The organism is Serratia sp. KH_031 (assembly GCF_057839655.1).
On record NZ_CM174496.1, the window covers coordinates 978,821 to 1,004,993 of the forward strand.

Sequence of the window (26,173 nt, forward strand, 5' to 3'; positions counted from 1 at the left end):
TTATTTTGCATGTCCCATGAGTTCTCTGAGGACCTCAGCGGTATCTGGTGGTACAGGTGAAACGTCGTTATTCTCGGCTTTTACCTCACCACGATTCCCAACTTCCCATAAAATATCCACGCGACGATTGCGACGACGGCCAGCTTCGCTGCTGTTGTCAGTCAGCGGTTCGGCATCTCCTTTCCCTAATGACGTGATTTGGCGTTGATACTTAGTATCGTCCTGCATCACTTCTTGTAACTTATCGGCGACAACCTGTGCTCGCGCTGTAGAGAGTTTGAGATTCGAATTACTGAGGTTTTTACGGAAAGGTTCACTGTCGGTATGCCCGATAACTTCGAGGTTGCCGGGCCACGGTGATAGAGCTTCACCTAAACGCTCAATATTGCGTTTATTTTGGAATTCTTGGGAAAGTACCGATTTACCCGTGGCAAAAGCGCCGTCGGAGGTGAAAATAAGCAGCCAACCGCGCGGGTCTACGCGCGCCTCCAACCAACCTTCGTTCAAAATACGAGGAAGCGGCTGCGGTAAGGTGGTCATAATATTAATTTTGCGTGGTTCTGGTGGAGTCCATGCCATAATTGCATTGCGTAAATTTCGAGATGCATCATGTAGATACCATGATGTTCCGCCATAAAAGAGTAATGATAGGATCAATCCTGCGCCCAACATCCTCAAAGGTGTAACACGCTTACCCTTTACTATTATCTTGGCAGGTTCTGAGTCGGCAAGCGTTTCTATCGGATTACGTTGATAGAGTAATGTGTCAAGTTGATGGCGTAAATCAGCCAACAATACAGGCCCCCGCTCAATCATATGGTATTTGCCTTTGAAACCGAGTGATAATATCAAGTCATAAAAGGCGAGAATATCGTGATTTTTTTGCGGCTCTTGCCAATACATATTTAAGTGCTCGAAGCATTTCTCTCCTCCCCAGGCATCACGGTAAAACTCAACCAGTAATGTTAAGTTACTAGAGGAGGTATTATATGCGCTTGATATATTTTCATCGATATAGGCAAACAGCAAGTAAGTGAAATTATGGATATCCTCTGGAAGGATCTGTTGTTTGGCTAATTGCTGTTGAAAAAATTGGATCTCACGCACTAATTGAGCACGAAGAGCACTATCGTAGGATTGACGATGTGTTTTTATTTTTTCAACTAATAGAAGAAAAGGCATTGCAGCATAAATTAATGGATTTGACCAACTCCCGGCGCATATGCCGGGTTTGGTTAAGGTGCTGCGTCCGGTAAAATCCTCCGACTGGTCGGGGATCTCTTTCATTGGTACGATGCTTTGATCGTTATTTAGTGAAGATGTTGTGTTATCAGGCTTGTGAGTGTTCTCCGACAGTGCTGTTTTTGTTGCCAATAACGCCGATCCCAAGGCAGCTCCCGCAGACAAGTTACTTCCATACTTCATTAGTGGAGTACTGGTAGGTAGGTGCGTGCCGTTTTGGGATGAAGATCCACGCGTTGTCGCCGCCAGCGTTTCGCGAATTTTGTGTTCAAAATTACTCATCCTATTCTTCCTTGCCGTAGGCCCCATACGTCAAAACGGAGTTCGGGAAAATCACCCACGATGCTCAGCGCCATTGCTGCACCAGACATCATTTCTTGGTAAACGGCATCGGAAGTATCGACTTCAAAGTAAATACTATTGGGGTAGTAAGGAATATGGCGTGGTGGTGCAGTCATTGGTAGCAGACGAGCACCGGGAAGTTGTAAATCAACGAATTGAGATATTTTCTCTACAGGCCCCAATTTAGTTTGTGCCGGGAAATAGCCGCGTAACAGATCGGCCGGTAATGCACAGCTGATGGCAAAGACTATCTTCTCCAGTCGTAATTGAGCGTCGTTTTGACACAAGTAAATATTATCGCCACGATCTTTAAACGGTAAAGCGACAGCGGGAGCCTCAATGACCAGTGAAAGGGCTCTACGTATTGAAGTTATGAGGGGAAAGTAACAACGATGAGGCTCTTCGTGCAGATACCTTAAGTCCTCACGATTCCATATACGTTCACCATCAGGAATGATACTCAACCGCCCCAATAGGCCGATTAATGCCACATAGAGCCTTTCGGGATGGATTTGTTTATGGGAAAGCAGATGTGACAGTGTCAGATGATATTCACTGAGCGATTGTAATAGTAGCAGTTCAATCAATTCAGAGAGGCCACCAACAGTTCTGGAAAGGTCAAACTGAAAGACCGCTTCTAATCGTTGTGCCATCAGTCCGACAAGCTCTTTTACTGCTTCCTGCAGCCAGCCAATCGCTCGATAATCAAGCATTGGAGGCAGTATCGACTCATCAAGTTTGATACGTTTATCTCGTTGTCTGTCACTGATCAACGCCACGACTAGCGACGACTCCGCACTACTGATATGTTCTCGTATTTGCAGACGATAGCTTAATTGGCCGAGTTGTAAGGTCACTGAGTTGGGAGTGCCCTCTGACACAATACCGCTGTTGCGATCGGCAATATCTGCATCAATTGTTCGATATCGGCTATGATAATGCGTTGTTGCCAGAGGAATATATTCGTTACCCGGTATATCCATCAAAATGGTCAGGCAGACATATTTACCGATATCCTCCTCTGTAATGCGCAGTGGTGCAGGGGGAGGGCCATCAGTGGGAAAATTAAACGGTGTACCATCGGGAAAAATACCGCTGGCTTTTCTTAGTGCTAACGTTCCCTGTTGTAAGAAACCCTCATCAATTTCTAATTCATTAAAACCCCAATTATAGGCATGTGTGCCGTTGATTCGGGCATCAATAATATGCTCAAAATAGCGTTCTTGTTGTTGAAAATGCTGTGGCTCCATGAGCATGCCTTCTACCCAGGCAATACGTTGTTTTGGGAACATATTATTCATCCTTTTTTGCCATAATCACTGAATAGTCCGTTTTTACTGATGCTGACTTTTATTACTGATGATTGAGAAGGTGCTGAATGGAGTTGAAGTAGCGAGCGCGCACCATTAAGGTTTTGGAATTCGGCACCAATTACCAGCCAGGTTGGGCGATCGTTCGGAAACTCTAGCTGATAGCGTCTCGAGGTAAGCGGTGCAAGGATAGTCGTGAAGGAGCTATTTAACTTCTCATTCGGTGACTCGGGGGCACACACGTTACCTGAAAGTAACCCCTTGGGCACCCATCCAGGTTGGTTCACCTGATACAGGCAAACTTTCACCGGCTGAGGCTGGCCCAATGGTGTTAGATTTACTTGACTGCTAGCAGAGAGATCAACAACAACGGTGTGGCTACTCTTCACGGTTTGCGCATCTGGGTTTACCCCCAGCGTATCTGAGGAGTAAAAGTAGCTACATGCTGTTAGCGAGTGATAAAGAACAACGAGAAAAACCACCCTAATTATTCGAGAGTCCATCCTCAACCTCATGTATTAATAAAATATTTTGTCTGACTTGGTACAACCTGTGTGGTGACCGTATTATTGTTATTGGTCAGACTCGCATCGCTTAACCGTGTAGATGGTAACCCCTGTAGAAAATATTTTGTTGAGCCCTGAATAGGTTGCATCTGTGCTGAATGAGTGCCTGAAGCTGCACCGACTATTGCGCCAGAGTCAATGGTAGTTGTGCGGATCGTCGCGATGTTCTGCGCATTGCAACCACAGATAAAATAGTTTGCTACATTAGGGATACCGGTGCCGTTCGGCGCGAGATTTGGCCCAGGAGCTGGGATCATCGGATCAACACCTGCTATGCTCATTCCACCGCCATTATTGTTTGCTGCTGTCATTGTTGATTTACCCCATATGAATTTGGCCACCATCAATCTTCAAAACAGAAGAAGCATTAATGGAGCCCAATTTGACGTTAAGTGAGTAGCTCTGCTCGGCTTGTTGCATCATGTGCTGAGCTTGGATCTGCTCGATATGTTCTATTACACGATGTGACGTATGGGCTCTGACGAAAAGGCGACGTGAAATTTGTTGCAATGTATCGGTAACCCATTTCCCTGAGCGAGTGAATAGGGAGAGGCTATCACTGGTCAATGAGAGCGATTTTGTGGCTTCCAACTCCAATGTTTGTGCGTGCAGATGCAGCCCTTGGTGCGGGCTGGAAAGTGTTAATACTCGCGTTGTATCGGCACAAAAAAGTAAGTTGAGGATAATGATAAAACCACTGTCTTCGACAAAACGCACGCGATCTCCTACTGCGGGCTGAGCAAGGCAACTCGTTGCAACTTTCAATTCCAAATGGTGATAGCCGTCGATATAGAGATCGCCATTTTTTGCTTTTCTCAATGTTGCGACATAAGCCGTACTTTCCTCGTTAGATATCTTGGGTATCACGCTAAGCTGAATAGTTTTTGACGGTGATAAGTCTTTACGGGCTGATCCTTGATGTTTAGACATAGCGACATGATCCTGAAGGTTGGATAGGGAATGGAAGTGTTGTTGAGTGACCGGGTTGAAAGCGCGTATACCAGCGATCTATTGCTGTTAGCAACGGCTCTTCGGTTAACAGTGGTTGAGTTTGCTCGGGCAAGTGAGCTGCGTGCAGTCGTCCCCCAGCTAATGAGGTTTCCTTACTCAATGACTGAAGACTGGCACCACGTAGATCGGCACCAGAGCAGCACCATTGGTCGGTGCTACACGCATCAAAAGTCGCGCGCTGCAAATGTGCTTTTTGAAACTGTGTCTCGTTTAAATTGCAGCGAATAAAAGTGGCATCTTGCGCCTGAATTGCCTGCAATATGGCACCATGCAAATCACAATCACTGAGTTGTGATTCAATAAACAGAGCTGCTCGGAAGTTGCTTGCATTGAGTTGGCAATGCTTGAGTTGGCTACGATGAAAACTTCCTCCAGGAAGAGACAAATTACTCAGATTGCACTCTACAAACTGAGAGTTAAACCAAATTTGCCCACCACCTTGGATGTCTCGAAACACGCATTTTTCATAATGACTGTGACCAACGACATTGCGGACACATTGCACGTTCTGCCACTCCGCGGTGTGAAAGTGATTTTGATAGCCATTCCAGTCTTGCTGCAGGGAGTTTTGCGCTCTGAAACCATTCACCTTGACTTCAACAATGTTGAAAAAGGCCATTTGGCTGTTCAGGATAGAGACATCTTGCCAGTGACATTGATAAAAAAGAGCTCTTTCTTGAAGCGTATTTTCAATATGCCAAGCGATTAATGTACTGTTGTGATAATAGCCGTCGAAACATGTGGTTTGGTTAAATGTCACTCCTGTCAACTCACACTGTATAAAATGACATTTGTCCAGCTCACAGTGATTTAATTCAATTTGATTGAATTGACACCGTTCGAAGTATAACGTTTTCATTTGTATTTTAGTTAGTTTCATATTTATGAAACGACAATTTTGGTAGCGAGCGTTTTCAACTAATAATGAGGTGTGCTCGAGAGAATTAAAGATTTTATCTTTTATTAGCATAGTTGGAGGCACCACTTTTTGAGTGGTATTGACTATATTTTTATCAATATGCTGATTTAAATTATTTTCCTGCATGTTCGCTCCTTAATCCTGACGTTAACTAATTTTTACTGTGCGTTGTGGTAACCAACAAGCGGCGTCAATCAAGCAATCATCAAAAACTGTTGCGGCATTACGCGTTATCATCGCCAAATTTGCGCCAGCGAGATTACATTGGATAAATAGCGTCCTTTCGAGTTGGGCGTTATACAACAAACCTTGTTGCAGGCTACTCTGACACAAGGTTGAATCGGTCAATTGTGTATCTTTGAGGCGTATGCCTGTTAGATCGCAGTATTCTATATGAGCAGCCCGTAAATCACTTTGGTCAAAATTTGTCTCAATTGCCGTTGTATGGCGCATTTGCAGATGAGGGATTTTTGCGTGGCTCAAACCACAGCGTTTCATCCAGCATTGAGTGATATGCAAATGGCTGAAATCACAAGATAAACCAGTGGTTACGCAATCAAGCTGACTTTCATCAATCTGCATTTTTAGCCATTCGCAACCGATCAGCGAGCTTTTTTCAATGTTGCAATGAGAAAAATGCATTTCATTGGACTGGCACAGATTAAATAGGGCGGAACTCAACGTGCAATGAGCAAATTTACTGGTATTAAACACGGTTCCATCAAAAGTACAGTTTTCAACGCGACAGTTATTTAAATCGAATTGTATCAGTTTGCACTGATTAAAATTACTTTGTTTAATGAGTGATGAAATCAGCGAAAATTGATTTGTTCGACAATGATCAAATGACACGTTTTTAAGTGAGATATTGTCCCATGTTGTTATATTAAATGTAGATTCAGAGAACGTGGTGTGAAGAAATATCACCTGATTCAGCGCCATTTTTTTCCAGTGAGTTCTTTCAAAGCTACAGTTCTCAAATTGGCAACTCTCGATAGTTGCAGTGGAAAAAAAACAGTCAAAAAATCGGCATTGACTAAAATGTTTATTTCTCAATGTGCTGAACGTCAGTGAGGAGAATGATTTTTCGGTGATCTGATCCGTGTTTTGAATGTCTGCCATGGGAGAAAACTTCATCTTTACACGGCCCCAGTCAAAGGGCCTCATACTGGTTTTCTGGGGTTGATAATCAGGGTTATCAATAAGCTCGCGCAGTTGTTGATAATAAATCGTCGTCGCTTCCGGATTGGCATTGGGGCCGCTATAACGTAAAGAGTTAGGGTGTTGAGTGGTGTCAGTAATGACATCAAGGCGCATTCCTTGCGGCATAAGATCAGGGTCATAGAGTGATGCGTATTGAGACGTGTTCTTATCTAAGCGTTGTGCCATTACCTGTGAAAAATGTTGTACGGGACGTTGAGGTTGAGCATGATCCAGACCGCATAATAGCGTCTCAAACGGTTCATCCAGTAGATGCGTTAACGGTAAACTACCGGTAAATATCATCAAAATGATATTGCTATCGGGCAGTAACCAGAGTGTTTTACGTTGCAGTGAGATTTCTTCCACGACACCGTTCGTGCGCTGGGCAAGAGCGATAGCTTTCACCGCCGGTAGCGTACAGGCCATTGTCTGATCATCATTAAACCCCTGGAGTGTTAGCGAAACTTCAGCGGGCCATTCTGGCTGAGTGAGCCATTGATCTGGTGGAGCCAACTGAAAATAACGATGGTCTAACGCTGTCGGCAAGCCAGGAAATACGGTTTCAAGATATTCTTCCGAGTTCATTTCGGCCTGAACTTGTTGAAGCCAATTTTGCCGCAACGGAAAATCATGAGGTACTGGCGTCGGTGCGGCAAGCGCTGCCCGGCTTGAATTGAGCTCCTCCTCATGCTGTAAAGAGATATTGGGTAGTGTTTTCCCTGTGGGATTATCTACTGCATCTTGGCCTGACCATGTGTGCGTATGATCCAATGGCATACGAGTAAAGTGATTGGGTGAGGAAAATGCATCTGTTCGGTCGCCAACGATTTGCCATTGGCGCCGTAGCCCATTTATCTCGACACTGGCATCCGCCATTGTCACTGGCTGGGTACGTTCAATGTGCCCGGCTAGCAAAAATTCGGCATAAGGCTTAGGTTCGGCACTGTCCATAATCGGAAATAGATGTGGGGCAGCATTCCATGCCTGCCACATTTGTGTTTCCGTGATGAATCTTTCGGGATCAGAACAATAGCAACCTGCGATGATGCTAATACCCATGTAGCTTTGCTGGCCCAGTTGATAATTCCCTTTCAGCATAGAGAGCTGTTGTGGCTTGATAATCCTCATCGCATATCCCTTAGCTTAGTTTTTACTTTGCAATCCAATGGTTTTTAGATCGACCCCAACCTGGGAATAAGTTGCACCAGTAAAGGAAATAGACAGTCCGGTCGTGCTAATACTTGAACCTACGGCGCTGATTGATGAACCCGTCACTGAAATGCTGCTGCCTGTGGCGGCGTTATCTGCACCAGTTAGTCTATTACTGATACCTGTAATGCTATTACTAACACCGGTAATTGAGTTGGAAATACCGACCATTGAGGTAGAAATGCCGACGTGTGAGGTGCTGACTCCCGTTGTTGAATTGCTGATACCGACCACAGAATTACTTACTGCGGTATAACTGGTACTGATCCCCGTAGATGTCGTGCTCTCACCTGTGGAGGAGATACTGGTTTTGGTGGTGGTAGCGCTCAAATCGATGGAGGAAACTTTTGTCCCGGTAACATTGATATAGTTATCTCGATAGGCAATATGGTTACCGATTTGCTCCGTTTTGGTTCTTTTGACGACTTCATATTCATCTTGCCCCACATCGGAAACACGATTTCGTTCGGTGGTTTGCTGCATATCACGTTCGGCATGGAGCATGACGCGTTCGTTGTTACGTTTATCGTCAAAGGTCAATTGGCTGGCGTTTTGCTGCTGTCCAAAACGTAAAGAACGTGAAACCAATCCCGAGTAGTTGATTTGCTCAGGTAAACGATAGGGTGGTGGGTTATCGCCGTTATAAACAATGCCGGTTACCATTGGGCGATCGAGATCACCATCCACATAAGTCACTAAAACTTCTTGTCCAACGCGTGGCATTGCCACAACACCCCAACCTTTTCCTGCCCAGGCCTGTACCACGCGGATCCAGCATGAGCTGTCTTCTTCGCTAGTTTTGTAGCGATCCCAATGGAAATGGACTCGAATGCGTGCATGTTTGTCTGTATGAACTTCTGACTCAGGAGCACCTACTACGGTCGCGCTTTGCAACCCTGGCATGCGCGGTGGTGAGGTAACGCGTTCAGGACGCCATGCAATATCGTCATTCATTGCAATGAATGAGCAGGAGATGTTCCGCCCCTGACTGCTGCTATCGGGGCCATCTTGTACAAAATGATAATGACAACTCAGTAGCTTAAAACCACGGTTACGCTGGTTGTCAGGGTGAAGCTGAAGAGAAAATCGTCTCCCAGGCATTAAACCAATGGCATTACTTTCCCCCACTAAGTGTAATCCTTGTGCCTGTAGCTCCTGAAGCCGGATACGTGCTAGCGTTTCCCCGCGTTCGTTATCGGTGTAACCCGCTGCGTAGTCGTACCATTCGAGAGGGGAAGTGGTACTAGTACTTTCTATTTCCGCTGCTTTAGCCTGAAGATTCTTACGTGGATTGAGATAGTCAAAATCGCGCAGTACGATTTCGTTTGGGCGCACTTTGCGATGACGTTGGATACGCTGGATCCCTTCACGGATGGCGCGTCCCTCTTCTCCATCTGGAGTAAATAGCAGTGAACTATAACCAAACTCTAAATCAGGAAACTGCTGGCGATCGCTAATAATTAATGTATGCCCATCTTGATGATGTTCAATAAAGTAACCAATGCCCTCATCCTCTAGTAGACGATTCACAAAGTTGAAGTCACTTTCAGCAAATTGAACGCAGTACTCGCGGCTAGGGTAGCTTTCGGTAATATCAAGACGATAATGCGCTATGCCGTAGCGCTCAAAAATCAGTTCAATGATCTCAATAACATTTTTATTTTGAAAAATACGGCAGTTGCGGTTTTGCTGCAAAAACCACAACCAGCAACTCAGCGTTAGGGAATAAACATACTTATTTCCACGCTGACCGCAATCTTCACCACCAATGATATAGGCATTGAAATGGCGTGAGTGATTAGTCGGCTGCTCAATATTGATGGTTACCGACTGGCCTAACAGAGAGTCGAAATCAATATCAGGGTAGGGTGTCTCAAACTCTAATTGATAGAGTGCGTTATGAGATAAGCTTTCCTCTACCTTGAAACTGAGTGGAAAGGCATCAATAGCGCTAAGTTCATTACTTTCAATTTCAATTAAGGGCATAACGCCTCCCAATGTATAATAGCTAGTCAAAATCGAGCGTCAGTACGCCATCAGTAACGGTGAGCCGAATTTCTCGCAATATTTTTCCGTCACGTTGTCGCATTAAAATTTCATTACTGATCAGCGGTAATACGGTTTGATTAAGTAGATTCTCGACTGCACGACCACGTGAAGGATGAAGCTTGATACGTTCGGTTACCCATGTTTCGATATCACCTTCCATTTTTAATTTGGCACCAGTTTCAATATTCAAACGATTTGTGAGCTGTTGCAGATACTTATTTGCGATATTTTTAATGGCATCGTCACTTAATGGTAGATAAGGGATGATGTTCATACGTGCGATAAACGCAGGCGTAAAAATTCGACTCAGTGCATCATGAACCCGTGGACGTAATGTCGATATTTTCAGTTCATCGCCAGCTTGGGCGGCATTTTCAATCTCTTCCGCCCCGGCATTGCAGGTTAAAATAATAAAACAGTGCCGGAAACTCACCTGCCGGCCCTCGCCATCCTCCATTACACCTTTATCAAACACTTGATAGAAAATATCGTGAATATCGGGATGTGCCTTTTCAAATTCATCGAGCAGGATGACGGACCAAGGTTTACGCCTGACCGCTTCAGTTAGTTTGCCTCCTTTACCATAACCAACATAGCCGGGCGGCGCCCCCTTAAGTGTTGAAACACTGTGCGCTTCTTGAAACTCACTCATATTAAAGGTAATGAGTTGATGGGAGCCGCCATACATGGCTTCAACTAAAGCCGTAGCGGTTTCTGTTTTTCCCGTGCCTGTTGGCCCAGTCAACATGAATACGCCTAACGGACGATGTTGCGATTGAATACCCGCGCGTGCGATCCGCACGGCTTGTGCAATTTCTTTAATTGCGTCCTGCTGACCGAAAATTTGCGTAGCAAGATGTGATTCTAGTTGTAGCGCACTATCGATATCGCTTTGGAGCATCCGTCCCGACGGGATACCTGTCCAATCCGACAAAACTTCAGCAATCACATACTCATCAACCCACGGATAAACTAAGGGTGCGGCACTGCGGGTTTCCTCGAAAGAAAATGCGGCAAGTTTTTCGCTATCTCGTATTTGCTGATTGTCGAAATCAAAAAAATGGCTGAGTTGTTCTGTTTCCGTTGCATGGCGAAGCTGAAGTGCCTGTAATTGCGACTCTTTCTCGCGGATTTTTTGCTCTAATTTATTGATTTTTTTCCGAGCAGTGGCATTAAATTGATCTTCAACAACAAGATTTTCCAGCTCTAGCGTTATTGCAGCAATCTCCGCTACACACTCAGTGATAGCGAGGGGTTGGCAATGGTGGCTTAATGCAACACGTGCACAGGCGGTATCTAGCAAGCTAATGGCTTTATCAGGCAGTTGGCGTGCTGGCAAGTTACGCATAGAGAGTCTGACGGCTGCATGGATCGCCGGTTCACGAATCAGCACATTGTGATGTTGTGAGAATTTGGGAGCAATCGCCCGCAGCATTTTTACGGCGCACGCCTCATCAGGCTCAGCAATCAGGACGGGCTGGAACCGTCGAGTCAATGCGGCATCAGGTTCAATAAACTGCTTATACTCGGACCAAGTTGTTGCCGCAATCATGCGCAGTTCACCCCGGGCTAACATGGGTTTTAGTAGGTTGACCGCATCTCCTGTACCGGCATCGCCACCTGCGCCAACAAGTGTGTGGGCCTCATCACAGAACAAAATGATGGGGTGTTCTGAGCGCTTAATGGTATCAATAAGCGTTTTTAATCGTGATTCAAACTCTCCTCTGACATTCGCGCCAGCTTGCATTCTGGCTAAATCGAGAGAAAGTAACCGAGCATTCTTTAGTAATGAGGGGATGCTATCTGACACCATCTGTTGTGCTAGAGCTTCAACAACTGCTGTTTTACCCACGCCAGCTTCACCCACCAAAATAGGGTTGTTTTGTCTACGACGCTGCAAAATATCAATAAGTTGACGGAGCTCAGTTTCTCGCCCAATGACTGCGTCAATTTGCCCTTCTCGTGCCAGTTGAGTGAGATCACTACACCATTTGAGCAAGATCTCGTCTGTAGGTTGGGGGGAAGGGGACGCAATCACAGGATTGTCTGAAGCTAATGCGGGATCGTTTTCAATTGAGTGAGTAATGATGTCCCAACATTCATCGGAAATTCGTGGTAGCGGTAATTTTTTGAACTCATCGCTGATGCGATATAACCAACGCTGTTGTGCCGGTTCATTTAACAGCCCCAACAAAATATGAGCCGTGCGAACTGAACGACTATCGTCAATTAATTGACTGATTAGCATGCCTTTTTCTACTGCGTTCTCTACACGTGAGGAGAGCGCAGTGGCAATGCTGGAACGATTAGGTGTTGTGTGCAGGATCTTGTTAAGTGCCTCAGCGATGCGCTGCTGATCGAGATTGTAATGTTTGCATAACAGCGGGAAATCCCCATGTTCTTGATTTGATAACACACTAAGCCAATGCTCAAGTTCAACACATTCATGTCGAAAAGTACGACAGAGACGAGTCGCATCAGCAAAGGTTCGATAAGCAAACTGCCCTAAACGGGCAAAAAGTCGTTCACGTTGATACATCTGCACCATCCTTATGTCATGTCGCCGTTCGATAGACGGATTGCTGATAAATACCCGTTTTTGGCCTTAGCCAACCACTACTGCCAAGCCGTGCTTGGCCTAGTTTCCCTGCCATATCGGTAGAGGTTTTAATACGTAGCTGAATATCAATCACTTGCTGATGATTAGTGAACTCATGGCAAATTTTCGCCATGCAGAGTATTCGTGCCCTACCTCGTTGATAATCTTGATAAGATTTGGCCGCGAGGGGGCCAATAACCACTGTGATACTGTGCTGTACGTCATAAAAACGCCGACCAATACGTGTCGAACCCAATTTTCCTATGCGCTGATGTAAAGATGCATCGGCATCACTAACCCATATTCCACTGCGTGGCGTGATAACTACTGGGACTGAAAAATAGCGTGATAGCATTTTTTGCAGGGTTCCCAAGGATGCTCGTCCAGGTAACCAGGCAGCAGGCCATGCCAGTCTCAAACGTTGTATGGGATCGTCCGTAGCCGATGACGAGGGCACTCCGGCTATATGACGTAATCGATTAATAAAATTACTGTTTTCTTCTCCGCGATCATTTCCGACGATCGGATTAAGTTGGTTCCATGCCCGGTAATACATGGTTGCCAATCGCTGGCTAAGAATTCCGGCAAAATCCTGTAATGCCCAATTGTGGGTGGTCAGTGCTTCTGAATGGGCGTGTTCGGTCACGTAAATGGGCAATGGTCCATAGGGGGCGAAAAGGCCGAAATACCGAGTGATGACTTCAATGTGTTTCGGTCCCTGTATTACGCGAGCCACTTCTCTGGATGCAAAAGCCATGTTTGCCTGTTGAACAATTTTCAAATAAGTTAACGAGTTATCGTTTCGTTCCCCAATACGTGGTTGCTGGTTATGGACACGTTCGATGTCACGCAGCAAAGTGAAAAAATCGAGATGTGCGCTCAGCTGTGGTGTTGCCGGTATGCTCGGTGGGTGTTCATTCATTATTTAGCGACTCCCATCGGGCAGCCATTTCACCGTCTAATAAAAGATTCATTCGGAGTGACTGATTTAATTCGCAATACTGGCTTAATGCGTGATGCAGTACTTTGGCAAAAATAAAAGCGCCCAAGTCTGCATGGTGATCAAGGCGCAAGTTGATATTCATCTCCGCACCACGAACCCATGCCAAGGGACCTTTACCTTGGTAACGTTCAAAACGATGGTTAACCGCTGCATGCTGTAGGCTACTTAAACACTTTTGGTGGCGGGCATCGCCAGATACGCAGAATAGTGCCAACCAGTCACGCAACAGAGCGGAACAGTCAGTTATCTGTGGGAGTGCATAGCGTAACGGATTAATCGTCAATAGCTGCAGAGCATGCCAAACCAGCGAGAGTGATGGGACCGGTCTTGGGTTACTGGGGAAACGAATAATTTCCAATGGCTGGATTGGCATGGCGTCTTCCAGTTGGAAGACGGGCTTTTTCAAGTGCATTGGCAATAAATGCCTTTCGCAGACTAAAGCCTCTACATTTAGCGATTTAATTTCATTGAGCGGCAGCCCTCCTTCTCCGAGTGAAAAAGAAATAAACAGATCTTCATCGGGCAAATGAGGGTTGTTGTAGCGTGAAGCTCGTGGTTCTCTTCTGCGTCTGACTGACCACGTAGCGGCAAGATTTTGCTGCTGATAAATAACATCATCTTGCATGGTACTGAAAGGTATACGGCTACCGTTGATATGTAAGCCGTTCACTTGTACAACATCATATATTTCGTATAACGACGTGTTTAATTTATCTACAATCAATGGATATTCAACGTGTTCGTGATTCAGTAGTATTGGGTTGCAACGGCGACGGTAGAGATTAATGATTGGGGTCGCAAAAAGTTTAAAATCGTTCGCGTCGACATGATTGATTAATGCTAATAAACACTTATCTAGGACGAAATAAATTTCGAAATCTGTCGATTTACCCGAATGTTGCAGTAATTCTTCTAAGCCCTGTAATTCAAGCGTAGAGAACCGTCCCGGTAAGGCAAAGTATTCTCGCATAATACGGCTGCCCGGCAACTCACCCAGCACTGGTGGCAACAATAGGGATGTGTCATCGTTCAATCCGTCCAGGCGCAGGGCGTCAGGGGATAATTCTTTTATTAATGACTGCGATTCGTCATGGATCCAAGCAATAATACGTAATGAGTGATTCAGTAACAGCGTCAAAATTTGATTCGATTTAACAAGATCGGCAGAAACAGTTAATGCCAGTGGTGAGAAATTGATCTCAGAAAGGGGAAGCACACCACGCGTACTGAATCTTAATCTGAGCAGCGACTGAGCATCTTGAAAATAACGAGTGATCGTATTCGGTAGTTGAGGTGAAGATGACGTAATATAGCCCGCTTCTTCAATAACAATCGGTTGAATGTTGAGGGTTTTGCCCGTTGTGAAAATAGCGCTTTTTCCATCAAGAGAAGCATCTTCTAGTGTTACTTTACTACCTTTGGGTAGCTGGGTTTGGCCATCCCAACGTGGATAGGTCATATCCGGCTTGATCGCAATAGTGGCAATCGAAGGAGTCGGGGTGTACCAGTGCGGGGCAAGGCGAGCAAGCATATTTAGGGCGAACTCCGGCTGCTCATTGTTCAGTCTTTCCTGCACACGTGTACTTAAAAAGGCGGTACCTTCAAGCAGTCGCTCAATAAAGGGATCGAGTACGCCATTAGGATGCATGCCAAGATGCTGGGCAACTTGGGGGTGTGCGCGAGCAAATTGTTCACCTGCTTGGCGAAAATAGCGCAGCTCATCGTTATATAGTGCAAGAAAAGTATTATCAGGCATATTTTTTCCTGTGTTCATATCACTTTAACCGTGCCACTGGAGTAGTCGAGTGCGATGCGAAGGTTAACGGCTTGGCTGTTTTCTGAGAAAGTACAGATGCCATAAATATCAAAAAGTATGGCTAATGTTGTTGCGCTTTTTTTCTCAACGACTGGGAGTACTTGGATGCTTTTCGAAATGAGCCTCGGTTCAAATGTTTGTAATATATTTTGAATGTGCTTAGCGAGAGTCATTGCATCGGTAGTTATAGGAAACTGTTTCCCCAAAGGAGGAAGCCCATAATTAATGACAGAATGCTTACAGTGAAGGAAATCATACAATTTCATTTCACCACTGCGAGCAGAGTCATTGAGCAAACTCTCAATGTCTCGCAGTAGTATTTGACGCCACGAAAAAGATTGAGCATGAATCTTCAGGCTTAGTTTATCAAAAGTTATGGGCTGTGAAGATTTCATAAGAGCATTCATCCTTGGTATAAATAGCTACTCAAAGCTGAGTAGCTATTGTATTTCGTGTATACCCGTCATACTTGAAGTTGCATCTTTGTTGGCATCGTCTGCTCCTCCTAATCATATGGTTACCTATACTTTTAGGGGGTGTCAAACTTGCTGCCTCGATACAATTCAAATTATTTTTGGTATATACCTTGTGATTAAATTCGAGCATTAAGCTTCAAGTCATAACCTGTTTTAATAACGGCACCCATTGAGCCATCATTTTTCTGTTCTTTGTACTCAAGCTCGATACGAGCAAAGTTCAGTTTAATGACATCGGTGGGGATAACCGTATCCGTCTGTGATACACCCATATGTTCTAGTGGCATATTACCTACAGTTTTGAACGACGAAACTAGGCAGTTGCTGTAAGTGACGGTTAAAAAGTCTTGCTGACCTTGACCTGATTTCCGGCAAACCAATTTTGCTTGTGGAATATGTTCTCCGGTTGCACACATAAGGAAAAGTTTTGGTGAAGCTTTATTGGATACCATGCGAAACTCAAAGTCTTTCATCTCGACTTTACCCGAACCACCACCACTTCCTACCCCCCACCGGCCCGCGTTTTCCTCAGCCCACTGCCAAGCTTGTAGTTGAATCCAACCAGGATAAGCTTGGTCTGGTGATTCTCCATCGACACCTTCAATTTTCAAAAAGTAATCAACTAATGCTGCCATTATTATCTCCTTTGTTGACATTAATGCTTAATATAATGAGTAAGACCTAGAACTTATCTCATTAGGTTATTTCACTTGCCATTTGAACCTAGGTAGTGCTCAAAATCCTCACGTACTACTAGTTCGCTCGGATACATGTTGTACTCGCCTTACAAGTCATAGAAGGCGTTCAAGTGCCCGTATTAAAAATAGCTGCGATAATCACACCTACTAAAATAGGCTCTTTTTCACTTATTTCTTCGATATAACACTGATATTTTAAGATGTAAAAGAAGTCGTTAAGATAGATGCTTCTTTTAGACTTATATTATTCTATTGCTTACCGTCACTTTTTGCTGATGGGAGTTTAGACACTAAACGTAATGAAACGGTCATACCTTCTAACTGGTAATGAGGGCGTAAATAAAACTGGGCACGATAATATCCCGGTTCATCTGCTATTTCTTCAACATTAACCTCCGCAGCAGCTAACGGCCTACGCGCTTTTGTCGCTTCCGTCGAAACACTAGGATCGCCATCAACATAATTCATTAACCAGTCATTAAGCCAAATTTGCATATCAATACGCTCACGGAATGAGCCTACTTTATCCCTGACAATGCACTTCAAATAATGTGCAAAACGACAGGTAGCAAAAATATAGGGCAGGCGAGCTGATAACTTTGCATTGGCTGTTGCATCATCGTCATCATAAATCGCGGGGGAATGTAATGTACACGAGCCAATAAATGCAGCAAAATCAGAATGCTTGCGATAAACTAGCGGTAAAAAACCAGTATCAGAGAGTTCTTGTTCACGACGATCTGAAATGGCCACTTCTGTTGGGCATACCAGTTCATAGCCACCTTCCTCCGAAGGAAAAGAATAAGCTGGTAATTCTTCAACAGATCCTCCAGACTCAATACCTCTAATTTTTGAACACCAACCATATTCGTGAAAAGCCCTGTTAATATTCACACCCATAGCATATGCGGAGTTTGCCCATGAGAAATCGTCATCAACTTCAGGGTTAACCACCTCTTCAAAATTGAACGACTCCACCGGTGAAGTCTTTGCACCATAAGGAAGACGCGATAAAAAGCGCGGCATAGTGAGAACTAAATATCGTGAGTCATTACTCTCCCGTAAGCGCCGCCATGAGGCATATTCTGGGGTGTTAAATATTTTCCCTATATCCCGAGGGTTGCTCAGTTCATCCCATTTTCTCATTTGCATTACCGAAGGGGATGCAGCAGAAATGAACGGGCAATGTGCTGCTGCCGCCACTTTTGCCATCTCAGTCAATAATGCTACGCTGAGTGGACTATGATCAAATTCATAGTCACCAATAATACAACCGAAAGGTTCACCACCGAATTGGCCATATTCGTGTTCGTAAATTTGCTTGAAAATAGGACTCTGATCCCATGCCGCACCTCGATAACGTCGTAAACTACGCATTAATTCATCTTGACTGATATTGAGCACGCGGATTTTTAATATTTCATTAACATTAGTATTGTCGACTAAATAACAAAGCCCACGCCAAGCTGATTCTAATTTTTGGAACTTCGGATGATGGATGACGACATTCATCTGCTCTGAAAGTTTCTCATCAATCTCAGCGATCAAATTCTCTATGGTAAAAATAACATCGCGATTAACTTTAACCTTACTGTCATTGATATAATTAGAAAGTGTGCTAATGGCACGTTTTACCGCCAAGGAAGCTTCTTGTGTACTCGGGCGGAATGAATTTTTCAGTAGCGTATCGAGTTCATTTTCACTTTTTTCGAAATCATTAGGAAAGAAATTATTTTTCTCAGTGATACTCGATTTCGAAACATACTGTTCATCTGCCATTAATTATCTCCTTTTAATTCTTGTTCGTCTCGTTCTACCTGTGCTTGAGCCTCCGCAATACTGCCTTTTGCATCGGTTACTAGTTTATGGAGAAAATCGGGTTGTTCTATTAATGACTTAACAATATCCTCGGCACTGGACTTACCATCCATATAGGTAATGAGTTGAGTCAAATGTTCACGTGCCTCCAATAATGAAGCCATTTGAGGGATGCGACGGGCAATTTCGCCAGGAGAGAAATCTTCCATTGATTCAAACTCCAATTCGATATCAAGTAGCTCGTCATTTTCGCTCAATGTGCTGTCAACATACATTTCAATACGTGGCTTAATTGCTCGCATACGGTCATCAAAATTATCTTTGTCGAAGGTTAAAAATTTACGCTCTTCGATGGATGGTAGTTCTGTTTTTCTATCACCAGAGAGATCGGACATCACACCGGTAACAAAAGGGAGCTCAATTTTTTTCTGCGCACCATAAAGCTCTACATCGTATTCAATCTGTACTCGTGGCGCATTGTTTTTACCAATGAATTTTTGTGAGCTTGAGTCTTTTACCATTATAATCTCCTACTAAGATATTATTTTCCTGTGAATTGCTGCAAGGAGCTAAGTGCTTCAGGTAGCATGTTCTCAACAATCGCAGCGAAGTCCATACCGATCATTTTTTGAGAACGACGAATAAGTATTGGAGCTGGGTGGCTTGGTTCATTCCTTTCAAAATACTCAAGTACTTTATCCAAAGTAAGAATAACATCATGTCTATTTTTTAGCTCGTAGTAGGATTGATAGATCTCTTTTATTTCATTAGTCTGTACTTCATTTCCCTCAGGATAAATCGTTTCTTCTGTTTGATTGAGTGAGGAAATAAAATGAGATGATATTGATAAATAATGTCGTAGTTGGCGACAGTCGAGTCGGTAGTCGTTATGTTTGTCATTAGAAAAATCTTCGATTCGAATTAATGCTTCTTCAATATAAGACAGTTGTTTAGCCAAGGTTGGCAACCCAAGTTGCTGATAGAGCATATTCGTATTAGCAATTGTTAATACAATTTGAGAATAGTGAAGAGAGCGTTGTTCAATATCTTTATTCTGGTTAAGCAATACATCCAATGTGATGGTTGAATCCGGTGTCAGAACGCTATTTTTCACTAGTGATAAACATTGATGGCTAGCTAGCCAACTCAGTTCAATAGAAACATTATGATATTTGTCAGTATATTCATCTGTATTAGAACTTTTCCATTTTTCAAACTGCAGCTCTATGTCCGATATTCGTGAAAAAAGTGCCATGAAACCCTTGGTATTTAATTCTGCGCGGAGAAGCCACAGAACTACACGGCAATCGAAGTCCATCTCTAGTAGCTCGTGACAATAGCCGATAATTACATTCCAATTTGTTGAATCTGATCCGGGGGGGGAATTAAGCGGATCATTGTTGCTGTCTGCTTTTGCTAGCATGAATTCAATCTCTGTATAGCGATGATCAAATTCAATAATATCATTTTCGTAATTATTGATATCCATATCTTCATACCTTTTAACATGCATTCTGAAAACAGAAAATAGGAAAATTTAATTTTAATCATGTGCTGCTAATTATATAGCCATGTTCCAAGGGTTATTTCCAATTGTTTAAATGACTTGATGTGACTCGATTGATTGAAAATAATGGTTGATATTCCACTCTTTAGTTTTCTAATTTGTTAAGATTTTTAATGTGATATTTATTTATTTATTATTGTCACAAACTATTTTTATTCAAGTGTGTGGTTTTTTCTTAGGGAATTTTATAGCAAAATAATTGTTGTTATAATGTCAGTGTATTGTAATTGTTATGTTTTTATTTTTGCGTATAATTAGTCATTAAATATATTAAATACTAATTAGTCACATATTGATTTTATCTTGAGTCTGTAATTTAAGGTGAATAACGTAATTGGGGCAGTTTGCTATTTTTATATCAGTAAATATTAATATTTCGTTAAACAATAGTTCATTGGATGTAAATTAATTAGTATTTTTAATGTATTTCGTTGGGTTTCAAATTTTTGACGGTCTGAAATATGTTTAAGGTAACTGATATATGACGGGGATTTGTCACAAAATAGTGTCTAGAAAATCAGCTGTGACAGCTCATAAGCATAACAGTCAGGTTCGACATCAGTAACAAGGTCACTTCTTTAAGTCCAAACGGTCAAATCCACAAAAACGGTCATTAACGGTCATTGCAAGGGGCGAGGAATTGTGACCGTTTGCAAATCCGCTATTGTCTTCTTGCAGCGTAAATGGCGATTTTATGCCGTTCCCACCACAGATCTAAAGTTTAACATTTCATCTTTTCTCCCCTTTTTGTGACAACTCTCACGTGACGAATGTGGCGAAAATTGCACACGGTCGCTTTTGAGGCACTGCGCATTTCGCGAGCATCGGGCTGCGTATCCTATTTGACATCGGGAAAGAGGAATCACCGTATGCTGCCAGTAGAACGACATCGTTTTATCTCTGAAATCCTCAGCCAGCGCGGGCGCATTCTGGTGCAAGAGGTGGCGCAGTTGTGCCGCATCTCTCTGGAAACGGCGCGGCGGGATCTAACACTGCTGGAAAAACGGGGTGTGTTGTTACGCAGTCACGGCGGTGCGGTATTTATGGCGCATTCTGCGGGCGAAAAAAACGCGGTTCCGGCGCAGATAGAACAGGGGGAGTCGTTCCGTGACCGCAGTAATCAGTCGCCAGATAGCAAAACGCGCATCGCCAAACGGGCATTGCAGTTAATCAATGCCGGTGATTGTTTGCTGCTTGATAGCAGTTCCAGTAGTTGGTTTTTGGCTCGCCAACTGCCGGACATCCCATTGGTGGTACTGACCAACTCAGTACACATCATTCAAACGCTGGCGGTGAAAGCCAATGTGCGCGTGATTGGGCTGGGTGGTGAATATTCGGCGAAGTACGAAGATTTTGTCGGCGTACTTGCGGAGCAAATGTTGAAAGAGTTCGTGATCAACAAACTGTTTTTTTCCTGCCATGGCATCAGTCATGAAGGGGGGATACGTGAGAGTAACGAGCATCATGCGCGGCTGAAACAGCAAATGCTGCTTTCTTCCGAGCACAAAATTTTATTGGTTGATTCCAGTAAATTCGGTCGCCGCTCTTTTGCGCGGATCTGCCACTACCGGGAAATTGACACACTGATAACAGACCATCTGGAGGATGAAGAATTCCGCCAAGAACTGGCCTGGAGCAACGTTAACGTGATTGAAGTTTCTCCTTCACCTCTACAGAGAAAAACTAAAAACAGCCGCAATGGTCCGTTAGCTGCGGTAAATAACTGAACCTCCCAGGAGAGTAAACATGATCAAGAAATCCGTTCTTACCTGTCTGTTCGCCACGGCAATGTTGTCTCTGTCTGCGCACGCCGCTGACAAAATTCGCATGGGCGTGGTGGTGAAAGTCGGCGGTAACGCCTGGTTCAATGCGATGGAGGCCGGGATAAAAAGCGAAGCCGCCAAACGTGGCATTGATGCCTGGCAGGTTGGGCCGACCAGTGCCGATCCGGCGTTGCAGGTGCGTGCCATTGAAGATCTGATCGCGCAGAAAGTCGATGTTATCGGGGTTGTTCCTAATGATGCCCGGGTACTTGAGCCGGTGCTGAAACGTGCGCATGACGCAGGAATTAAAGTCATCGTGCACGAGTCGCCGGATCAAAAATACGCCGATTGGGATTTTGAAATGGTCGATGCCACGCAGCACGGTATCAATCACATGGTCGCGCTGGCGCAGTGTATGAAAGAGAAAGGTGATTATGCGGTGTACGTCGGCAGTCTGACGGTGCCACTGCATCAAAAATGGGCCGATGCCGCTATCAATTATCAAAAAGAGCATTACCCGAATATGCGTTTGGTGGGTGACAAATTTGGCGTTGGGGAATCGTTGGATGACAGCATCCGCACCACCAACGATCTGATGTCCAAAGATGCCAATCTGAAAGGCATTCTGGCGATCGGTTCTCAAGGCCCCATCGGTGCCGGTCGTGCGGTGCTTAATCGTGGCAAAACCGCGGACATTTGCGTGTTCGGGCCATTCAGCCCAGGGCAGGGAGCCAGTCTGGTTAAAGCCGGTGCCATTAAAGGTGGCTTTATCTGGAATCCGATGGTGGCTGGTGAAGTGTTCGTGCGCATCGCCGAAAAACTGGAAAAAGGCGAAAAAATCACTGACGGCATGACTATCGAAGGCATGGGCAAAGTGAAAGTGGACGAGGCGACACGCACTATTTTGGGTAATGAAACCGAAAGTCTGGACAAAGCGAACCTGCCGAAACTGGTCAAAATGGGGCTGTAATCATGGCAATCTCCGAGATCATTCAAATAGACAACGAATCGTTGATTGATGTGCAAAATCTGTCGGTGACTTTTGGTGGGCAGCGTGCACTCAACGATATTTCTCTGCGGTTGATGCAGGGCGAGGTTCACTGCTTGGCAGGCACCAATGGTTGCGGAAAAAGTACGTTGATCAAAGTGATCTCGGGGGGTTATCAACCGGATAACGGTTGCCAGATTACCCTGGGTGGGCAAACTTTTAGCCGGTTGAATCCGGATCAAGCTCGTCAGTTTGGCGTGCAGGTGATTTATCAGGATTTGTCGTTATTTCCGAACTTGAGCGTCTTCGAAAACATCGCGTTTGACCACAATCTGCAAGGGCTGATGGGCTGGTATCGACCATCACGGCTGCGAGAAACTGCGCAGCATATTCTGACTGAACTGAATTACACATTGGATCTCGACAGTAAAGTTTCGATGCTGCCGATTGCCCAACGTCAGCAGGTAGCGATTTGTCGTGCATTGGTCGCCGACGCGCGATTGGTGATCATGGACGAACCGACCGCCTCACTGACCCGCACCGAAGTGAATAAGTTATTGCGCACAGTTCACTATCTGAAAAGCAAAGGCATCAGCGTGGTGTTCGTCAGTCATCGCCTCGACGAAGTGCTGGAGATTTCTGACCGCGTGACGGTGATCCGTGATGGTAAAAAAGTCGGGACATTCCCGGCCGCAGAAGTCAGCAGTGAACGTCTGACCGAGCTAATGACTGGCCTGAAGCTCGATTATCACCTGAAGGCTGCCAACATGAATGACGAACGCATCATGTTGGAGGCCGACAAACTCAGCCGCGCAGGTCAGTACCACGACGTGAGTTTTAAGCTGCACGCCGGAGAAGTACTTGGCCTATGTGGATTACTGGGTTCCGGGCGCACCGAATTGGCACTCAGTCTGTTTGGTATGACCAAACCAGATAGCGGAAAAATCTATCTCGACAGCAAACCGGTGCGTTTTCGCAGCCATGAAGACGCGATCAAATCCGGCATCGGCTATGTCTCGGAAGACCGTTTGACGCTCGGTTTGATCCAGCAACAATCGGTCGGCGATAACACCGTGCTGGCGATCATGGAGCAGTTGCGAAGCCGTTTTCATCTGATCGACGAATACCGGAAAAACAAAATTATCCAGCAGTGGATCGAAAAGCTCGGCGTCAAAGTGGCGAATCCCGATCAGGCGATCTCCACGCTGTCCGGAGGTAATCAACAAAAGATTGTACTGGCGAAATGGGTGCTGACGCAGCCCAAAATCCTCATCCTCGATTCGCCCACTGTTGGCGTAGATGTGGGCGCTAAAGCCAGTATCTATCAGTTGGTACATCAGTTAGCGGAAGAAGGGATTTCAATTCTGCTGATTTCTGACGAAGTGCCGGAAGTTTATTTCAACTGTGACCGCGTGCTGCATTTTCGTGAAGGCACTATAGCGGGTGAATACTTACCGGGCAGCATCACTCAGCAACAACTTGCGGAGGTGGTGAATGCTTAAGCTCAGCCGATTACGTCCGTCGAGTAACGAGGGCTATTTAGCCTGGGTTTTGCTGGTGGTTATCGTCACATTCTCTCTGCTCACCAACCAGTTTCTGACGTTACAGAACCTGTTGGATCTCAGCGAAAGCTACGCCGTCAGCGGTATCTTCGCGCTTGGCCTATTCGTGGTACTGGTGACCGGTGGTATCGACATCTCCTTTGCGGCGGTCGCGTCAGTGGTGCAGTACAGCATTGCCACGCTGGCGATTCATTACGGCCTGAGCAGTCCGACGGGTAGCATTTTACTGGCGATCGCCATCGGTACCCTGCTTGGAATGATCAACGCCATTCTGATCTACTGTCTGCGCATTGTGTCGATCATTGTGACTATCAGTATGCAGTCATTACTGTTTGGCATGTTGATGTGGCTAACCAACGGTACCAGTTTGTATGACCTGCCGGACTGGCTGACCACGCCGATTCGCATCCTGCCGTTTAGCGTCGGTGAGCAGCATTATCAGATTGGTTTGCCGGTGGTGGTGATGTTGGCGGTCGCCGGGCTGAGCTGGATCTTGCTTAATAAAACGCATCTGGGTCGTCAATTGTTTGCGGTAGGCGGCGATCAGGAATCGGCGCGCCGCATTGGTATCCGCGTCGGATTACTGCATCTGTTTGCTTACGGTTATCTCGGCGCAATGGCGGCGATTGGTGGGCTGGTTCAAGTCTACCGTGTCGGCGAAGTGGTACCGAATGCGCTGGTGGGGGGCGAGCTTGACGTCCTCGCTGCTGTCGTGCTTGGTGGCGCTAGCCTCAACGGGGGTAAAGGCAGCGTGGTGGGTACCCTGATGGGGGTGTTCCTGATTGGCGTGCTGAAAAATGGTCTCAACCTGATTGGTGTCTCTAGCTATTTCATGAACATCGTCATTGGCGTGGTGATCGTCGCGGCCATCACCGTTACCCATTATAAAAAACGCAAAGAAACCGAAGTCGGCTTCGCCTGAGGAAATCGCTATGTTCACGAAAAGCAGAGATGTGAGTCTTAAAGCCAAGCCTGATGCTCGACAGCATCTGAAAATCGACAACACAACCCTTGGGTTATCACTGTTATTGCTGGTGGTGATTATCGGTTTCAGCCTAGCGATGCCGGGGCGATTTTTCAGCGACGCGACTTTTATGAGCGTTGCTTTCCAACTGCCGGAACTCGGTTTGCTGACGCTGGCGATGTTTATCCCGATCCTCAGTGGGGGGCTGAATTTGTGCATTATCGCCACCGCCAATCTGACGAGTTTGCTGATGGCATGGGTGTTTCTAACCTGGCTCCCACCGGATGCCGGTATGGCTATGCAGGCTGTCTGGCTAACGTTGGCGCTGATCGGTGCGATGATTTTGGCTCTGGTGATCGGCATGTTGACGGGGGCGCTAGTGGCTTACGTTGGCGCGCATCCGATTTTGGTAACGCTGGCGACGATGACGGCGGTCAATGGCACCGGTATCTACCTTTCACGCGGAGCAGCGATAAGCGGGATGCCGGATATTGTGCGCTTTATTGGCGCGGAAACTCTGCTCGGCGTCCCTGTGCCGCTGATTATCTTCCTACTGACAGCCGCGCTCATCGCGGTGTTTTTAGAGCGTACCCGTCTCGGTAAATATATCTACATGAGTGGCAGCAACATCAACGCGACGCATTTCAGCGGTGTGAACACGCACCGGGTGCTGATCGCCATCTACGTCATTTCCAGCATGTTATGCGTGATTGCCGGGTTAATCATGATGGCGCGTTTCAATTCGGCGCGTATGGGCTACGGCGATTCATATCTGCTGCTGACGGTGCTCGCCATCATTCTGGGTGGCACTGACCCTAACGGTGGTTTCGGCAAAGTGGCGGGTGTCGTGCTCTCGTTGATTGTTCTACAGGTGATTTCCACCGGTCTGAATCTGATGAACGTCAGCCCGCATTTCAGTTTGGCGATGTGGGGCGCGGTACTGATTGTGGTGCTGGCGTTGAAATTCTTTCGCGCGCGCTTTCTTCAGAAACGGGCGGGGCGCATGAGCGCTGCCAAAGCACGCGCTACGCAATCTTAACCTTATTACCTCTGAACCTAGGAACAGAA

21 protein-coding genes are annotated in these 26,173 nt (G+C 45.4%); 5 read left to right on the forward strand and 16 right to left on the reverse strand.

The annotated features are described in order from the left end of the window. From icmH to AC3ISQ_RS04330, 16 genes are all read right to left on the reverse strand, one after another. Positions 1–1,524, reverse strand: a complete 1,524-nt coding sequence (icmH, locus tag AC3ISQ_RS04255; protein WP_489350840.1) for a type IVB secretion system protein IcmH/DotU — start codon at positions 1,522–1,524, stop codon at positions 1–3. Continuing rightward, on the reverse strand, positions 1,521–2,876 hold the full coding sequence (tssK, locus tag AC3ISQ_RS04260) for a type VI secretion system baseplate subunit TssK (RefSeq protein WP_489350842.1): 1,356 nt from the start codon (positions 2,874–2,876) through the stop codon (positions 1,521–1,523). The genes icmH and tssK overlap by 4 nt, the downstream gene beginning before the upstream one ends. A 5-nt stretch (positions 2,877–2,881) precedes the next feature. Next, positions 2,882–3,409, reverse strand: a complete 528-nt coding sequence (locus tag AC3ISQ_RS04265) for a type VI secretion lipoprotein TssJ (protein ID WP_489350844.1) — start codon at positions 3,407–3,409, stop codon at positions 2,882–2,884. Then, the gene (locus tag AC3ISQ_RS04270) at positions 3,406–3,771 is read right to left on the reverse strand and encodes a PAAR-like domain-containing protein (RefSeq protein WP_489350846.1); all 366 of its coding nucleotides are present in this window, start codon (positions 3,769–3,771) and stop codon (positions 3,406–3,408) included. Before AC3ISQ_RS04270 ends, AC3ISQ_RS04265 begins: the two co-directional genes overlap by 4 nt. 7 nt (positions 3,772–3,778) lie before the next feature. Further along, a complete protein-coding gene (locus tag AC3ISQ_RS04275) occupies positions 3,779–4,390 on the reverse strand; it encodes a DUF3540 domain-containing protein (RefSeq protein ID WP_489350848.1) in 612 nt (203 codons plus the stop codon). After that, positions 4,383–5,516, reverse strand: a complete 1,134-nt coding sequence (locus tag AC3ISQ_RS04280) for a pentapeptide repeat-containing protein (RefSeq protein ID WP_489350850.1) — start codon at positions 5,514–5,516, stop codon at positions 4,383–4,385. Before AC3ISQ_RS04280 ends, AC3ISQ_RS04275 begins: the two co-directional genes overlap by 8 nt. A 21-nt stretch (positions 5,517–5,537) precedes the next feature. After that, positions 5,538–7,721: a DUF2169 family type VI secretion system accessory protein gene (locus AC3ISQ_RS04285; protein ID WP_489350851.1), complete on the reverse strand. Its 2,184-nt coding sequence runs from the start codon at positions 7,719–7,721 to the stop codon at positions 5,538–5,540. A 15-nt stretch (positions 7,722–7,736) separates the two neighbouring features. Beyond that, positions 7,737–9,788 (reverse strand): type VI secretion system Vgr family protein, encoded by a 2,052-nt coding sequence (locus AC3ISQ_RS04290; RefSeq protein WP_489350853.1) that lies wholly within the window; start codon positions 9,786–9,788, stop codon positions 7,737–7,739. Positions 9,789–9,810: 22 nt separating this feature from the next. Then, positions 9,811–12,390, reverse strand: coding sequence for a type VI secretion system ATPase TssH (tssH, locus tag AC3ISQ_RS04295; RefSeq protein WP_489350855.1), 2,580 nt, complete (start codon positions 12,388–12,390; stop codon positions 9,811–9,813). A gap of 16 nt (positions 12,391–12,406) precedes the next feature. Beyond that, positions 12,407–13,372 carry a type VI secretion system baseplate subunit TssG gene (gene tssG / locus AC3ISQ_RS04300; protein WP_489350857.1) on the reverse strand — a complete coding sequence of 322 codons (966 nt, stop codon included), beginning with the start codon at positions 13,370–13,372 and terminating at the stop codon, positions 12,407–12,409. Next, on the reverse strand, positions 13,365–15,209 hold the full coding sequence (tssF, locus tag AC3ISQ_RS04305) for a type VI secretion system baseplate subunit TssF (protein WP_489350859.1): 1,845 nt from the start codon (positions 15,207–15,209) through the stop codon (positions 13,365–13,367). Before tssF ends, tssG begins: the two co-directional genes overlap by 8 nt. Before the next feature lie 14 nt (positions 15,210–15,223). After that, positions 15,224–15,664, reverse strand: coding sequence for a type VI secretion system baseplate subunit TssE (locus AC3ISQ_RS04310; RefSeq protein WP_489350861.1), 441 nt, complete (start codon positions 15,662–15,664; stop codon positions 15,224–15,226). A gap of 197 nt (positions 15,665–15,861) precedes the next feature. Next, positions 15,862–16,380, reverse strand: coding sequence for an Hcp family type VI secretion system effector (locus AC3ISQ_RS04315; RefSeq protein WP_489350863.1), 519 nt, complete (start codon positions 16,378–16,380; stop codon positions 15,862–15,864). Between the two features lie 312 nt (positions 16,381–16,692). Beyond that, positions 16,693–18,222: a type VI secretion system contractile sheath large subunit gene (gene tssC / locus AC3ISQ_RS04320; protein WP_489350865.1), complete on the reverse strand. Its 1,530-nt coding sequence runs from the start codon at positions 18,220–18,222 to the stop codon at positions 16,693–16,695. Further along, positions 18,222–18,782 carry a type VI secretion system contractile sheath small subunit gene (gene tssB / locus AC3ISQ_RS04325; protein ID WP_489350867.1) on the reverse strand — a complete coding sequence of 187 codons (561 nt, stop codon included), beginning with the start codon at positions 18,780–18,782 and terminating at the stop codon, positions 18,222–18,224. The genes tssC and tssB overlap by 1 nt, the downstream gene beginning before the upstream one ends. Positions 18,783–18,802: 20 nt before the next feature. Then, positions 18,803–19,750 (reverse strand): type VI secretion system protein TssA, encoded by a 948-nt coding sequence (locus AC3ISQ_RS04330; protein WP_489350869.1) that lies wholly within the window; start codon positions 19,748–19,750, stop codon positions 18,803–18,805. A gap of 947 nt (positions 19,751–20,697) precedes the next feature. Here AC3ISQ_RS04330 and AC3ISQ_RS04335 point away from each other — a divergent pair. The 5 genes from AC3ISQ_RS04335 to AC3ISQ_RS04355 are packed head-to-tail and all read left to right on the forward strand — an operon-like array spanning position 20,698 to position 26,144. Then, positions 20,698–21,555, forward strand: coding sequence for a DeoR/GlpR family DNA-binding transcription regulator (locus tag AC3ISQ_RS04335; protein ID WP_489350871.1), 858 nt, complete (start codon positions 20,698–20,700; stop codon positions 21,553–21,555). A 19-nt stretch (positions 21,556–21,574) separates the two neighbouring features. Continuing rightward, positions 21,575–22,561 (forward strand): substrate-binding domain-containing protein, encoded by a 987-nt coding sequence (locus AC3ISQ_RS04340; RefSeq protein ID WP_489350872.1) that lies wholly within the window; start codon positions 21,575–21,577, stop codon positions 22,559–22,561. A 2-nt stretch (positions 22,562–22,563) separates the two neighbouring features. Then, positions 22,564–24,081, forward strand: a complete 1,518-nt coding sequence (locus tag AC3ISQ_RS04345) for a sugar ABC transporter ATP-binding protein (protein ID WP_489350874.1) — start codon at positions 22,564–22,566, stop codon at positions 24,079–24,081. Next, positions 24,074–25,063, forward strand: a complete 990-nt coding sequence (locus AC3ISQ_RS04350) for an ABC transporter permease (RefSeq protein WP_489350876.1) — start codon at positions 24,074–24,076, stop codon at positions 25,061–25,063. Before AC3ISQ_RS04345 ends, AC3ISQ_RS04350 begins: the two co-directional genes overlap by 8 nt. Positions 25,064–25,073: 10 nt before the next feature. Next, positions 25,074–26,144, forward strand: coding sequence for an ABC transporter permease (locus tag AC3ISQ_RS04355; protein WP_489350878.1), 1,071 nt, complete (start codon positions 25,074–25,076; stop codon positions 26,142–26,144). The last annotated feature ends 29 nt before the right edge of the window (positions 26,145–26,173 follow it).